A 14,128-nucleotide genomic window follows, 5' to 3' on the forward strand; every position below is an offset into this window, starting at 1 on the left:
CCCTCCGCAATCTATCTTCGTCCTCCGCTCCTGGACGGTCGCGTAGTCCTCCCCCCTCCACCCCGCCGCCCCGACGGCCCATCCCAACACCCCCCGCGTCTTTGCTTGTCCCTCCAGGAGGGCAGGCGTACCTTGCCCTTGAATGTCCCTGAGGCATTGGATGCCCCGTCACTGCGTCCCATCAGGAGGCCCCCGATGAGCACTCGACTCTGCGCGCTCGTCGCCTTATTTGTGTTCGTCCAGGCGGCGCCGGCGCTCGCGCAGGACCAGGCCGATGGCCCCGCCTACCAGGTGCCTCCACAGGCGATCTTGGACGTCCTCGATGCGGAGCCGCTCCCGGAGGTGGCAACGAGCCCGTCGCGCGACGTCATCGCGCTCCTCCCGCGGCGCTCCATGCCCTCCATCGCCGAATTGGCCATGCCCATGCTTCCGTTGGCCGGAACTCGGGTCAATCCAGCCACCAACGGACCGCAGCGCGCCCCCGCGGGGACGGGAATCACGTTTCGTGACATCACTACGGGTGCCGAGCGACGAGTCCAGGTACCCGAAGGTGCACACGTCGCATTCCTGGGATTCTCACCGGACGGCCGTCGCTTCGCCTTCACGAATACGACCGGCACGCGGGTGGACCTGTATGTCGGGGATGTGACGACCGCCGAGACGCGCAGAGTGGACGCTGCCCTGAACCCGCTGGTGGGCGGGTGCGACTGGCTGAATGACAGCGCTTCGCTCCTTTGCACCTTCGTCCCACCGGGACGCGGGCCGGCGCCGGGCCTGCCGGCCGCGCCGGCGGGCCCCAACGTCCAGGAAAACTTCGGGGCGCCCGGCCCGATTCCGACGTACCAGGATCTCCTCGCCAGCGCACACGATGAGGCGCTGTTCGAATATCACTTCACGAGCGAACTCGCCTTCGTGGACGCGGCGACGGGCCGCCGCACGATCGTGGGTCTCCCTGGGTTGGTCACTGCAGCGGCGGCACCGGGCGGGGAGTACCTGCTCATCACGAGAATCAAGCGGCCTTTCTCACGCTTGTTGACGTGGGGCGGGTTCCCTCAGGATATCGAGATCTGGAACCGCGGTGGGGAGCGCCTCCGGACGATCGCCGACGTTCCGACGCGGGATGCCGTGCCGATCAACGGAGTGATCACGGGCCCGCGCTCGGTTCGATGGGCTCCGCTCGATCCAGCCACGCTCGTCTGGGTGGAGGCGCTGGATGGGGGCGATCTCCGAAACAGCGTCCCGCACCGCGACCGGGTCCTCACATTGATCCCGCCCTTCACAGGGACTCCAATGGAGGTGGCGAGGACCGAGTACCGATACGGGGGGGCGAGCTGGACCGAGGAGGGCCTCATCCTGCTCACCGAAAACGACCGCGACACTCGGACGACGCGCACCTGGGTGATGAGCGCGAATTGGACCGAGCCGCGCAAGTTGTGGGATCGCCCGCAGCAGGACAGTTACGGCAATCCTGGGAGCCCGGTTTTTCGCCCCGGCACCGGCGCCATCCTGCAGGACGGCGACGCGATCTACCTCACCGGCGCGGGCGCCTCACCCGACGGAGACCTTCCCTTCCTGGACCGTCTCGACCTCGAGAATTTCGCGACGGAGCGCCTCTTCCGGAGCGACACCGAGAGCTACGAGACGGTCGTGGGTCTGCTCGACGATGGCGCCACGAGGGTGATCACGCGAAGGGAGACGAGAACGAACCCGCCGAACTATTTCGTGCGGGATCTCGGGGCCGGGACGATGCAGGCGGTCACGGATTTCGCCGATCCCCACCCGGAGATCACGCAGGCCATGGCCGATCGCCGGTTCGTCACTTACGCGCGGGAGGACGGCCTCCCCCTGAGCGGGACGATCTACCTCCCGGCCGGTTATGAGGAAGGGGATCGAGTGCCAATGCTGGTGTGGGCTTATCCGCGCGAATTCGTGGACCCCGGCGCGGCGGGCCAGGTCGTGGGTTCGCCGAACCGGTATACCCCGGTCACGGGCGCCTCCCACCTCCTCTTCCTCACCCAGGGGTACGCGATCTTCGACGGTCCTTCCATGCCGATCGTCGGACCCGGCGAGACGGCCAACGACCAGTACGTCGAGCAGCTCGTGTCGAGCGCCCGGGCCGCAGTCGATCATGCGGTGGAGCTCGGCATCGCCGATCGAGACCGAGTCGCGGTCGGAGGCCACAGCTACGGCGCCTTCATGACGGCCAACCTTCTGGCGCACTCCGATCTATTCAGGGCGGGGATCGCAAGAAGTGGAGCGTACAACCGGTCGCTGACGCCCTTCGGTTTCCAGAGCGAACGGCGCACCTTCTGGGAGGTGCCTGATGTGTACGGAAACATGTCGCCCTTTTACCACGCCGATAAGATCGACGAGCCGATTCTCCTGATTCACGGCGAAGCGGACAACAACTCCGGCACGTTCCCGATCCAGTCGGAGCGCCTCTATATGGCCCTCAAGGGTCATGGCGCCACCGCGCGCTACGTCACCCTTCCGCACGAAGCGCACGGGTATGCCGCCCGCGAGTCCAACCTCCACGTGCTCTGGGAGACGCTGACCTGGCTGGACACCTACGTGAAGAACGCGCCGCCGAGCCGTCCCCCACTCGCCTTACAGTGACCGCTCCTCGAGCACCCGGTCCGCGGGCATGCCGCGGAGATTGCGCGCGATCCAGGCGAAGGAGAGACCCGCGAGGACAAGGAAGATGAATGCGTCGCGGGTTTCGCCGAAGATCAGCTTTCCGGTCCCGAAGAGGCTCGCGTAAACGGCCGTCACCCCCGCGACCCAATTCGTCCAGTTCAGTGGTCCGCCGTCCATCCCTTCCTTTCCGTATCCGAGCCGGGTCGCGACCTGGTACCAACCCGGCCCCCCGGGACGCACTTTCTTGTAAAAGCGGTCGAGAACCTCCGCGCGCTCGGGCTTCGTTACGAAGGTGACGGCCAACCACACCGCGGTCGACGCCAGAACCGTCCCCATCATGATCGTCGCCCACTGGGAGGGCTCGTCGGGATCGAGCCCCGCTCCGAACCAGAGGAAGAGGCTGACGGCGAGCGATGCCACCATCGCGGAGATCTCCGACCAGGCGTTGATCCGCCACCAGTACCAGCGGAGGATGAGGACCAATCCCGTCCCGGCGCCGATCGCGAGGAGAAAACGCCATGCGCCCTCGATGGAGGTCATCGCGGTGGTCACGAGAAGGGACGCGACCATGAGAAAAACGGTCGCCCCCCTGGAGACCCGGACGAGCTCGCGTTCGCTGGCGTCCTTCTTCACGAAGCGCGCGTAGAGATCGTTGACCAGGTAACTCGCGCCCCAGTTCAGCTGAGTTGAGATCGTGGACATATACGCCGCAGCGAATCCAGCCAGGAGGAGTCCCGTGAGCCCCGGGGGAAGGAGGTCCACGATCGCGAGGATGTAGCCTTGGCGGGGATTGTCGAGATCCGTGTAAAGGACCGTGGACGCGAGCGCGACCAGGATCCAGGGCCAGGGACGGACCGCGTAATGCGCGACGTTGAACCAGAGGGTGGCGAGGAGTCCGTCCCGCTCCGTCCGCGCGGCGAAGATCCGCTGGGCGACGTAGCCTCCGCCCCCGGGCTCGGCCCCCGGGTACCAGGAAGCCCACCAGTTCATCCCGAGGTAAACCGCGAAGGTCATGGCTGGCATCCAGGTCGCGCCCTCGAGCGGAAGGAGTGAGAGCGCCGCTTCGGTCGAACCGTACACGCCCGCGATTCCCTCCTCGAGCCCCGCGATCCCACCCACCGCGTCCACCGCGAAGATGGCGAGAATGACCGCCCCACCGAAGGCGAGCCCGAACTGGAAGAAGTCGGTGACGACGACGCCCCAGAGCCCCGCCACCACCGAATAGCTCGCGGCGAGGAAGAAACAAACCAGGAGAGCGGACCACCGCGGGATATCGAGGGCGCCCACCGTGATCTCGACCATCGCGAGATTCACCCACCCCATCACGATCAGATTGATGGGCAGGGCGAGGTATGCGGCCCGAAATCCCCTCAGGATCGCCGCCGGTTCCCCTCCATAACGAAGCTCCGTGAACTCGACATCGGTCAGCACGCCGGCTCGCCGCCAAAGGCGCGCGTAAAAGAACACGGTCAGGATTCCGCTCATCACCATGTTCCACCAGAGCCAGTTTCCTGCGACGCCGTACTGGACCACCAGCTCCGTCACCGCGAGCGGCGTGTCCGCGGCGAAGGTGGTGGCTACCATCGAAGTCCCCGCGAGCCACCATGGCAGAGCCCTTCCCCCGACGAAGTACTCGGACATCGACCGCCCTCCGCGCTTCGAGAGGGCGAGCCCGATCGCCGCCGCGATGACGAAGTAAAGGACGATGATGGACCAATCGAGTCCGGTCATTTCTTGCCCGTAGGGCCCGTGGGGGTTAACAAACCTGGTGGATTCCAACGCTGCCGCAGGTTAGAGCAGGGTACGCTGGTGGGAAAGGGGGATACGTTACGCAGGAGCCGCCCGTGTCTGCCCGTGCCCCGCGCGACCCCAGGCGCACTCCTCAGGGATTTCCCGATTGTGACGCTCGTGGTTGAGCCTTACGCTGGGTGCTTCTAATGATCAAACGACCCTCTGGGGCCCTTCGGGCCATTCTCCTGGAAGACGATCCCCTGGATGCGGAGCTGATCACCCACCGGCTCCAGGAAGCGGATCCGGAGGTGCGCGTGGCCTGGGCGTCCGACTCGAACACTTTCCGTCAGGCCCTTCGGGAATCCACTCCGCATATCGTCCTCTCCGATCGGGGAGTTCCAGACTTCAACTCTCTCGACGCGATGCGAGTCGTCCGCGAGAAACACCCCGGTTGCCCATTCCTCCTGGTCTCGGGGAGCCTCGACCGGGTCGGCGTCGCCTGCCTCCAGTCCGGCGCCGCCGATTATATCCCCAAGTCCGAGCTCTTCCGCTTGGGCGACGCGATCGCACGCGCCGTACACCTTCGGGAGCCCCTGAAGCGACTCTCCGCCCGGCAGTGGCAGGTCTTTCGGCTCCTCGCGGCCGGCGCGTCCACCAAAGTAATCGCGAGACGGCTGCATCTCTCGGTAAAGACGGTGGAAACCCACCGCACCGAAGCGATGAAGCGCCTCGGCCTCCCCGACTTGGCTAGCCTCGTTCGGTATGCCCTTCGCCTCGGCATCATCTCCGCCGGAGACGAAGACCCCATGCCAGCGCCCTAAGGAAAACCCTGATACCACAAGTTCAAGTTGGCGCATATCTTCGGTCCGAGCAGGCCCACCCGCCATTCGGGGCCCGGATCCGGAATGAAACGCGGATTGCCCCCCCTTCTTCCTCTGGGTGAGCAGCTCCTCGAGGAGCTGCTCGGGGCTCTCATTTCGACTCGCCCGGACGGCGAGATCGTCGCTTGGAATTCGGAGGCCTCCGACCTCTTCGGGTTCACTGCGGAAGAGGCGATTGGCCAGTCCGTCTTCGACACCATCGTTCCATCGGAGTCCGAAGAGGAGAGGCGCAAGTGGACCGAAGCCGCCGCCGCTCCAGGCCCTACGATTTACGAGGGAGTCCGCCGCAGGAAGGACGGTCTCTTCATGTACGTGGACGTCGTGGCGAAAGCCATCAACGACCGCGCCGGGTCGCGCTACCTGATCTCGAACGAACGGGACACGACCCCGATTAGGTACCAGAGGGAGGCGAAAATCCTCCAGACTCGTTTCGGTGGTGTGATCGAAGCCGCTCCGGACGCGATCGTGCTCGTGGATCGGGGCGGGCGCATCTCGCTGGTGAATCCCGAGGTTGAGCGACTCCTGGGATACGGGCGCGAAGAGCTTCTCGGGAAACCCGTGGACCTTCTCGTACCGGATCGTTTCCGCGACACCCACTCGGCGCACCGAAGCGGATACTTCGCGGACCCGCGGACCCGCGCCATGGGAATCGGGCTCCAGCTCTCGGCGCTCAAGAAGGACGGGACGGAGTGCCCCGTGGAAATCAGTCTGAGCCCACTTGAGGTTGGGAACGAAGTGTTCGCCATCGCCTCCATTCGAGATGTGACCGAACGGAGGCGAACCGAAGCTCGCTTCCGCGCGCTCCTCGAATCCGCGCCGGACGCGATGGTGATCGTGGATCGGTCGGGACGAATCGCTCTCGTCAATTCTCAACTCGAACAACTTTTCGGCTACACCAGGGACGAGCTCATCGAAAAGCCGGTGGACGCGCTCGTGCCGACCCGCTTCCGAGGAGTTCACCCGGGCCATCGCACAGGGTATCTCTCCGATCCGCACGCGCGCCCCATGGGGACGGGTCTCGACCTTTGGGCACGGCGGAAGGACGGCTCGGAGTTCCCCGTCGAGATCAGCTTGAGTCCCGTCGAAACGGAGGAAGGAACCCTCGTCACCGCCTCGATCCGCAACGTGAGCGAACGCAAGCTGAGCGAGGAACGGCGAAGGAAGAATACGGAGAGTAGGTTTCGGAGGGAGTCCGAGGCTCGCCGTGAGGTTCAGGAATATCTGGACGCGATGTCTACCCTGAATGCCAAGGTCGCCTGGGACGGGACGATCCTCCTCGTGAATCGCATCGCCCAGGAGGCGAGCGGGCTTTCCCTCGATGCACTACTCGAAACGGCCTTCGCCGATGCCCCCTGGTGGTCGTGGGACGACGACCTTCGGACTCGCATGGCCGAAGCCTTCGAGGAAGCGCTTTCCGGCACCACTGTCACTGGTGAAGAGAACTTCAGGATTTTCGACGTGCAGGTTCCGGTCAGCTTCAGCCTGGTCCCGATCGCGGGGGCCGACGGAAAGGTCGCCTACATCGTGATGGAGGCTCGCGATATCTCTCGTCTCGTCGCCGCAGAGCATGCGTTGCGGACCGCGAACGAGGAGCTCGAAGCCTTCACCTACTCCGTCTCGCACGACCTTCGTGCCCCGCTCCGACAGGTGGACGGGTTTTCAAAGGTGCTTCGCGAACACCTCGGGGACGACGTCGATCCGAAGACGGACCACCTCATGCAAAGGATCGAGAACGGAACCCGGCACATGGGCCAGCTCGTGGATGACCTCCTTTACCTGGCGCGTGTCGGGCGACAGGACCTCCGGGTCCGCCCGACCCCCCTGGAGTCCGTCGTGCAGGAGACGATTGGAGATCTCAAGGCGGACGCGAAGGACCGGAAGATCGAATGGCGAGTGGGCGAGCTACCGGTGGCCGACTGCGATCCCGGGCTCGTGCGGATCGTCTTCACGAATCTCCTCTCCAACGCGGTGAAGTACTCGCGCCCTCGGGAGGTCGCCGTGATCGAGGTCGGGTCATGCAAGCGACAAGGGACGCAAGCGTTTTTTGTCCGCGATAACGGAGTCGGCTTCGATGCCAAGTACGCGGACAAGCTCTTCGGCGTCTTTCAGCGGCTCCATCGCGCGGATCAATTCGAGGGGAGCGGCGTGGGACTGGCGACGGTTCGACGGATCGTCCACAAGCACGGTGGCGAGATCTGGGCCCAAGCCGAAAAGAGCATCGGAGCGACCTTCACTTTCACACTCGGACCCGCCGGCAAAGCGGATCCGGCCGAAAGTCGATGATCGAGCCGGCCGTCGAGCTCCTCCTCGTCGAGGACGATCCCGGCGACGCCGAACTCATCCTCCTCTTCCTCGCCGAGGAGGGGGTAACCAAGGTGCGCCATGTGCATGATGGGGAAGAAGCGCTGGAGTTTCTTCGCGGCCCCGGCGCGCACGCCGGCCGAGTCGCGGCCTCCCTGCCAAGGGTGATTTTTCTCGACCTGAAGCTCCCCAAAGTCAGCGGACTGGAGGTGCTCCTGGCGTTGCGCGAGGACCCGCGGACGGCGCGGATCCCCGTGGTCATGCTCACCTCATCGGGGCTCGAGCAGGATGTCGGGACGGCATACCGCCTGGGCGCCAACAGCTTCGTGCAGAAACCCGTAGACTTTGAACGGTTTCGTGAGACGATCCGCCTCATGGCGCGATATTGGCTCGGAGTGAACGAGCGCCCTCCGGGCCGGGAATACGGGGGCACCTGATGGCCGGGCCCAAGCGAGGTCACCGCGAGCGCCTCCGCGTCCTCATCGTCGAACACGACGAAGCGGACGCCGAGATCTGCGTTCACGTGCTCCAGGATTCGGGATTCGAGGTCGAGGCGGAAGTGGCGGGCACGTTCGAGGAGCTTCGAGAGGCCATCGGAGGCAAGTCTTTCGACGTCCTTCTCTCGGACTTCCGCCTTCCGGGGTGGAATGGGATGGAAGCCTTCCGGGAGATTCGCTCCTGGGGAGTCACGACCCCCTTCATACTCGTGACCGGCACGCTCGGGGACGAGCAGGCCGTCGAGTGCATCAAACAGGGGGTGGCGGACTATGTGGCGAAGGACCACATGGCTCGACTCCCACTGGCGGTCCGCCGCGTCCTCGCGGAAGACCGTGCGCGTCGGTATCAGGAACACACCTCCGAGCAGATCCGCGTCCTGACTCTCGCCCTGGACCAGAGCCCAGCGGCGGTCTTTATAACCGATTTGGCCGGACGGATCCAGTGGGTGAACCGCCGATTCGCCGAGTCGAGCGGCTTTACCGCGGAAGAGGCCATCGGGCGGACCCCCCGGCTTCTCCGATCGGGTGAAGTCCCCCCCGGCGTCTACGACGACCTCTGGAAATCCGCTTTGGCGGGACACCCGTGGCGGGGTGAGATCCGGAATCGCCGAAAGAGCGGAGAGCTTTATTGGGACTCTACGACGATCACACCGATTCGGGACACGTCGGGACGGGTCACGCACTTCCTCGCCACCCAGGAGGATGTCACCGCTCGCAAGGAAGCCGTGAAGGCGCTGGAGGAGAGTGAGGCGCGGTTTCGAAAGCTCATCGAAGCCACCTTCGACGCCGTCGTGATCACAGAGGCCGGGGTCATCATTGCCGCGAACGAAGGACTCGCGACGTTGGTCGGACGCCCGTTGTCGGAGCTGATCGGCCAGCCCGCGCTCGACCTCGTGGATGTGGCCGACCGCCCGGCTTCCGCGACACGTCTCTCCGACGGCTTCGAGGGCCGCACCGAGTTCTCCGTGACGCTTGCGGATGGCCGTCGGTTGTTGTTGGAGGCTACAGCGCGCCTCCACGAGTTCGAGGGGCGGCAGGTCCGGATCTCCGCGTATCGCGACATAAGCGGCGTTCGCCTCCTGGAAGACCAGCTCAGACAGGCGCAGAAAATGGAGGCGGTAGGGCGGCTGGCCGGAGGTGTTGCGCACGACTTCAATAACCTCCTGACCGTGATCGCGAGCTACGCCGACCTCTTGATGGAAGACCTAGGCTCATCCGATCCCCGGCACCAAGACCTCGAACAGATTCGTAAGGCGGCCGACGGAGCCGCATCGCTGACCCGCCAGCTCCTCGCATTCAGCCGCCAGCAAGTCATCGAGCCGCGTGTGGTGACGCTGGAGGAAGTCGTCGGCGGGGCCGAAAAGCTCCTGCGACGCGTGGTGGGGGAGGACGTGGAGTTCGTGACCCTGATGAACCCGGGTGGAACGAGCGTCCTGATTGACCCCGGCCAACTCGAGCAGGTCATCATGAACCTCGCCGTGAACTCCCGCGACGCGATGCCGAAGGGCGGCTCCATTACGATCGAAACTCGGCGGGTGGAGCTGAGCAATGACGACGTGGGGAACCGCAATCCTGTGACTCCTGGATGGTACGGGCTCCTCTCTGTGAGTGACACAGGCGTTGGAATGGACGCCGCGACACAGGAGCGGATATTCGAACCCTTCTTCACCACCAAAGCCGTCGGCAAGGGGACTGGACTCGGACTCGCCACGGTATACGGGATCGTCAAGCAAAACGCGGGCTTCATCTGGGTTTACAGCGAACCGGATCGGGGGGCGGCGTTCAAGATCTACCTTCCCCTCGCCGGTGAAGTGGACGAGGAGCACGGGGCGCCGGCGATGGCGCCTCCCCCAGAGGGTCGGGGCGAGACGATTCTCCTCGTGGAGGACGCCCCTGGCGTACGCGAAGTGGCCCGGCAGATTCTGGCGCGGCTGGGTTACGAGGTGATGGAGGCGCCCAATGGAGTCGTGGCGCTGAGCATCGCGCAGCGCCGCAAGAAGCCCATCCATCTCCTGCTCACGGACGTGGTGATGCCAGAGATGAGCGGTCCCGAGCTAGCCAAGCGCTTCGAACCTCTCTTCCCCTCGGCGAGGGTGCTCTTCATGTCCGGGTACACGGACGATTCCGTCGTCCGGCATGGGGTAATCGCTCCCGGCGTCGCGTACTTGCAGAAACCGTTCAGCCCAGCCACTCTCGCGAGAAAGGTCCGCGAGATTCTCGACTAACCGGGCGCGGGGCGCGGTTCCCCACTATTTCCACCCTCCCAGGATCACTCCCATAAGAGTGAAGATCACGATCCAGTAGCCCCCGTTGATCGCCATGTAACGGGCCGGTTTCATCTCGAAGAGTGCGTTGACGGCAAGCGCGGGCGCGATCTACCCGGCTCCCGTCAGGAATCCGTACATGGCGCCCTCTGCGAGGCCAATCTCCGGCGCATTCAAGAACATCGCGAGGCAAAGGGCCATGACCGCCTGGAGCAGGAGGCAGAGGGAGTAGATCGCCGCCATGTTCGCCCTCCCCGCATCCTCGGGCTTCAAGCCGACCGTCGCCATCCAGCTCTTCCCGAAGAGCGGGCCGTACCAGAGGGGCCCGACCACGAAGCCGACGAGGGACGCGGCGGCGACGGCGAGCCAGTTGATCGTGGACATGTCCATGCAGCGATCTCCGTGGATGCGGGGGAATGCCGGGGCGGGACATGATTAGGGCGGGGGACCGCCCCCCGCCACCGGAGAGCGGCCGGAGGCCTCGATCCTCCGCCGAGTGAGGCCGCGCTCGCACCGTTTCGTCGGACCGCCGCATCAGCTGTCGCGCCGCCAGCCCGAGGAGGTCAGAAAACCTGAGGCCAATGTGTACCGAAACTCCCCGGGGCTGGACGCGTGGCGGTCTGATTGCGCATTGTATGTCCGGCCTGAAACTTGCTCCCAGGCTCCAGAACGCGCGTGCGGTCGGGCTCCACGGCTCTCGTTCCGATTCGGAGCCTCGGCCTCCAAGAAGAGAGGGGTACCGATGGCGAAGAAGTGGGTTTACCTGTATTCGGAGCTCGCCGAGGCGGAATCCACCGCGGGAGACTGGGAAGGGGTCCGGACCCTCCTCGGCGGCAAGGGCGCGAATCTGGCGGAGATGACGCGGATCGGCGTCCCCGTCCCTCCCGGGTTCACCGTGACCACCGAGGCGTGTATCGCCTACCTGACGGATCAGGGCCGATTCCCCACGGACATCTGGGACCAGGAGATTGACGCGCTCCGCCGGATCGAGGAGATGACGGGGAAGGAATTCGGAAACCCGGAACGCCCCCTCCTCGTCTCCTGCCGCTCCGGAGCGAAGTTTTCCATGCCGGGGATGATGGACACGGTCTTAAACCTCGGGATGAACGACAAGGTCGCCCGCGGAATGGTCCAGCTCACCGGCGACCCGCGCTTCGTCTACGACTCCTTCCGCCGGCTCGTCCAGATGTTCGGGACCGTCGTCCGCGGGATGGAAGACGAGATCTTCGAGAAGGAAATCGAGCGGCGAAAGGCGCAAGCGGGAGTCTCCACGGACTCCGATCTCGGCGCTGAGGATTGGAAGGCCCTCGCCCAGCGGTTCCAGGAGCTGGTGCGCGCGCACACCCGCGCACCCTTCCCCCAGGACCCCATCGAACAGCTCCGCGCCGCCACGGAGGCGGTCTTCGAGTCGTGGAATACCAAGCGGGCCACCGACTACCGGAACGCGTCCGGGATCCCACACGACCTCGGGACCGGGGTCAATATCGTGACGATGGTCTTCGGAAACATGGGAGACAATTCGGGAACGGGCGTCGTGATGAGCCGGAATCCTTCGACGGGCGAGCCGGGATTGCACGGCGACTTCCTGATCAACGCCCAGGGGGAAGATGTCGTGGCCGGAACGCGGAAGACGCTGGACATCAGCGCGATGGCCGAACGTTTCCCGGAACCCTACGCAGAGCTCTGCGCGATCGCGGATAAGCTGGAACGGCACTACCGGAACATGCAGGACCTGGAGTTCACGATCGAAGACGGTCGGCTCTGGCTCCTCCAGACCCGGAACGGGAAACGCACGGCCCAGGCCGAGGTTCGGATCGCCGTGAACATGGTGGACGAAGGCCTGCTCGAGCGGCAGGAAGCCGTGCTTCGCGTGAGCCCCACCCAGGTGGACTTCTACCTCCATCCGCAGTTCGACGAAGAGGCCCGCGGCCGGGCGCAAGTTCTGGCACGCGGCCTCAACGTCTCGCCGGGCGCGGCGGTCGGCGTCGTCGCGTTCGACGCGGACACGGCCGAGCGGTGGGCGAAGGAAGAGGGCAAAGACGTCATCATGGTCCGTCCCGAAACGAAGCCCGACGACGTCCATGGGATGCTCGCCGCGAACGGAATCGTCACGAGCCGGGGGGGACGTACCAGCCACGCGGCCCTCGTCGCCCGCCAGTTCGGAAAACCGGCGGTGGTCGGGATCGAGACCCTCGAGATCGACCTGGACAATCGGGAAGCCCGGTCCGGCGACACGACCATCCGCGAGGGGGATGCGATCTCCATAGACGGGACGCGGGGCGAAGTTTACCTGGGTGCGCTCCCCACCGTTGTGCCGGATCTCGGGGACCCCTGGCTCAGTCGTCTTCTCGAATGGGCCGACGAATACAGGACACTTCAGGTCTGGGCCAACGCGGATTACCCTGAGGACGCGCGCCGAGCGCGCTCGATGGGAGCAGAGGGAATCGGGCTCTGCCGGACCGAGCACATGTTCTTCGAGGAAAATCGCCTCCCCGTCATGCGTGAGATGATCATGGCGCGGGGTACGGCAGAACGGCAGGAGGCACTGGACCGTCTCCTCCCCCTCCAACGCTCGGACTTCGAGGGGCTTTATCGCGCGATGGACGGGCTTCCGGTCGTGGTCAGACTCCTCGACCCACCCCTGCACGAGTTTCTCCCGAGCCATCAGGAGCTCCTCCGCGAGCTCGCTGAGCTCAAAGTGAAGCTCCATCATCTCGGAAGCCTTCGGGAGATCGACGAGACGCTGGAGGAGATCCGCGCGAAGCAGGACTTCCTCTCGCGGACCGAAGACCTCCTCGAGTCGAATCCGATGCTGGGAACCCGGGGCGTCCGGCTTGCCATGCTGATGCCGGAGCTCACGCGGATGCAGACGCGGGCCATCTTCCAGGCTGCGGCGCAGTGCACGCGTGAGGGGGTGGACGTACAGGTCGAGGTGATGATTCCCCTCGTCTCGCACGTGAACGAGCTCAAGGCGCAGAGGGACGTGGTGCAGCTGGAGGCGTCGGCGGTGATGGAGGAGGAGAAGATGGAAATCCCCTATAAGCTCGGGACGATGATCGAGATCCCCCGGGCAGCGCTCACGGCGGACTCCATCGCCGAGGTCGCCGAGTTTTTCTCCTTCGGCACGAACGACCTCACGCAGACGGTTTACGGAATTTCCCGCGACGACGCCGAGTCTGGTTTCCTGATCCACTACATCCAGACGCAGGTCCTCCCCGACAACCCCTTCGCGACGCTGGATGTGGATGGTGTGGGCCGGATCATGGAGACGGCCGTCAGACTCGGGCGCGCGACCCGGCCCGATCTCGAAATCGGGATCTGTGGCGAGCACGGGGGCGACCCGAAGTCCGTGGAATACTGCCACAACATCGGGCTGAATTACGTGAGTTGCTCTCCCTTCCGCGTCCCCGTCGCGCGCCTCGCCGCGGCTCAGGCGGCGGTCAAGACCATCGGGTGGACGCCGATGCCGGCGGCCCCGAGGGATGCAACGGGCCCCCGCGTGGAGTCGAGCGGGCGTGGGGAGCCGGAGAAGGCGAGGACCTGAGGAGGCGCGGGTAAGCGCCCGACCCCGGCGGGCGGCAGCAGTCTCCGCCGCTTTACGCGCACCCGCATTTCCGCAGCCTTGCCGGTGCATCTTCTATCGCCCGGTCCTGCACGATGCCGACCGGGGCGAGTCACATAGATCCAGGAAAAATACCGTGCCCTCCGAGACACGTTCTTCCCGCCCCCGGGCGGTGACGCTTCCGCTTATCGTTCTCCTTCGCCTCGCGGGTCTGCTGGCCGTTCTTCCCGTGCTCCGTTCCCAGCCGGCACCCGA

Annotated in this window: 7 protein-coding genes and 1 pseudogene; 6 read left to right on the forward strand and 2 right to left on the reverse strand. The window is 65.2% G+C overall.

Features of this window, described 5'->3' with window-relative positions; translation table 11 throughout:
• Positions 1 to 195: 195 nt before the first annotated feature.
• The gene (locus tag WEG36_05265; protein MEX1257009.1) at positions 196 to 2,616 is read left to right on the forward strand and encodes a prolyl oligopeptidase family serine peptidase; all 2,421 of its coding nucleotides are present in this window, start codon (positions 196 to 198) and stop codon (positions 2,614 to 2,616) included.
• Here the strand turns inward: WEG36_05265 and WEG36_05270 are convergent.
• Positions 2,608 to 4,368 carry a sodium:solute symporter family protein gene (locus tag WEG36_05270; GenBank protein MEX1257010.1) on the reverse strand — a complete coding sequence of 587 codons (1,761 nt, stop codon included), beginning with the start codon at positions 4,366 to 4,368 and terminating at the stop codon, positions 2,608 to 2,610. The genes WEG36_05265 and WEG36_05270 overlap by 9 nt on opposite strands.
• Positions 4,369 to 4,574: 206 nt before the next feature.
• Between WEG36_05270 and WEG36_05275 the strand changes: the two genes are divergently transcribed.
• From WEG36_05275 to WEG36_05290, 4 genes are all read left to right on the forward strand, one after another.
• Positions 4,575 to 5,189 (forward strand): response regulator transcription factor, encoded by a 615-nt coding sequence (locus tag WEG36_05275; GenBank protein MEX1257011.1) that lies wholly within the window; start codon positions 4,575 to 4,577, stop codon positions 5,187 to 5,189.
• An 84-nt stretch (positions 5,190 to 5,273) separates the two neighbouring features.
• Positions 5,274 to 7,532 carry a PAS domain S-box protein gene (locus WEG36_05280; GenBank protein ID MEX1257012.1) on the forward strand — a complete coding sequence of 753 codons (2,259 nt, stop codon included), beginning with the start codon at positions 5,274 to 5,276 and terminating at the stop codon, positions 7,530 to 7,532.
• Entirely contained in the window at positions 7,529 to 7,987 is a 459-nt protein-coding gene (locus WEG36_05285; GenBank protein ID MEX1257013.1) for a response regulator, read from the forward strand. The genes WEG36_05280 and WEG36_05285 overlap by 4 nt, the downstream gene beginning before the upstream one ends.
• Positions 7,987 to 10,272 carry a response regulator gene (locus WEG36_05290; protein ID MEX1257014.1) on the forward strand — a complete coding sequence of 762 codons (2,286 nt, stop codon included), beginning with the start codon at positions 7,987 to 7,989 and terminating at the stop codon, positions 10,270 to 10,272. Before WEG36_05285 ends, WEG36_05290 begins: the two co-directional genes overlap by 1 nt.
• 24 nt (positions 10,273 to 10,296) lie before the next feature.
• Here the strand turns inward: WEG36_05290 and WEG36_05295 are convergent.
• Positions 10,297 to 10,701, reverse strand: a pseudogene (locus WEG36_05295) (DUF1761 domain-containing protein).
• A 352-nt stretch (positions 10,702 to 11,053) separates the two neighbouring features.
• On the opposite strand from WEG36_05295, the gene ppdK reads away from it, so the two are divergent.
• Positions 11,054 to 13,855 carry a pyruvate, phosphate dikinase gene (ppdK, locus tag WEG36_05300; protein ID MEX1257015.1) on the forward strand — a complete coding sequence of 934 codons (2,802 nt, stop codon included), beginning with the start codon at positions 11,054 to 11,056 and terminating at the stop codon, positions 13,853 to 13,855.
• Positions 13,856 to 14,128 lie beyond the last annotated feature (273 nt).

The organism is Gemmatimonadota bacterium (assembly GCA_040882465.1).
Taxonomy (GTDB): domain Bacteria; phylum Gemmatimonadota; class Gemmatimonadetes; order Longimicrobiales; family Gaopeijiaceae; genus JBBEBG01.

What these genes read in the sequence shown, in the direction of transcription:
- WEG36_05275 (MEX1257011.1), top strand. Translation starts at nt 4,575, where the DNA reads ATGATCAAACGACCCTCTGGGGCCCTTCGGGCCATTCTCCTGGAAGAC.
- WEG36_05265 (MEX1257009.1), top strand. Translation starts at nt 196, where the DNA reads ATGAGCACTCGACTCTGCGCGCTCGTCGCCTTATTTGTGTTCGTCCAG.
- WEG36_05280 (MEX1257012.1), top strand. Translation starts at nt 5,274, where the DNA reads ATGAAACGCGGATTGCCCCCCCTTCTTCCTCTGGGTGAGCAGCTCCTC.
- ppdK (MEX1257015.1), top strand. Translation starts at nt 11,054, where the DNA reads ATGGCGAAGAAGTGGGTTTACCTGTATTCGGAGCTCGCCGAGGCGGAA.
- WEG36_05290 (MEX1257014.1), top strand. Translation starts at nt 7,987, where the DNA reads ATGGCCGGGCCCAAGCGAGGTCACCGCGAGCGCCTCCGCGTCCTCATC.
- WEG36_05270 (MEX1257010.1), bottom strand. Translation starts at nt 4,368, where the DNA reads ATGACCGGACTCGATTGGTCCATCATCGTCCTTTACTTCGTCATCGCG.
- WEG36_05285 (MEX1257013.1), top strand. Translation starts at nt 7,529, where the DNA reads ATGATCGAGCCGGCCGTCGAGCTCCTCCTCGTCGAGGACGATCCCGGC.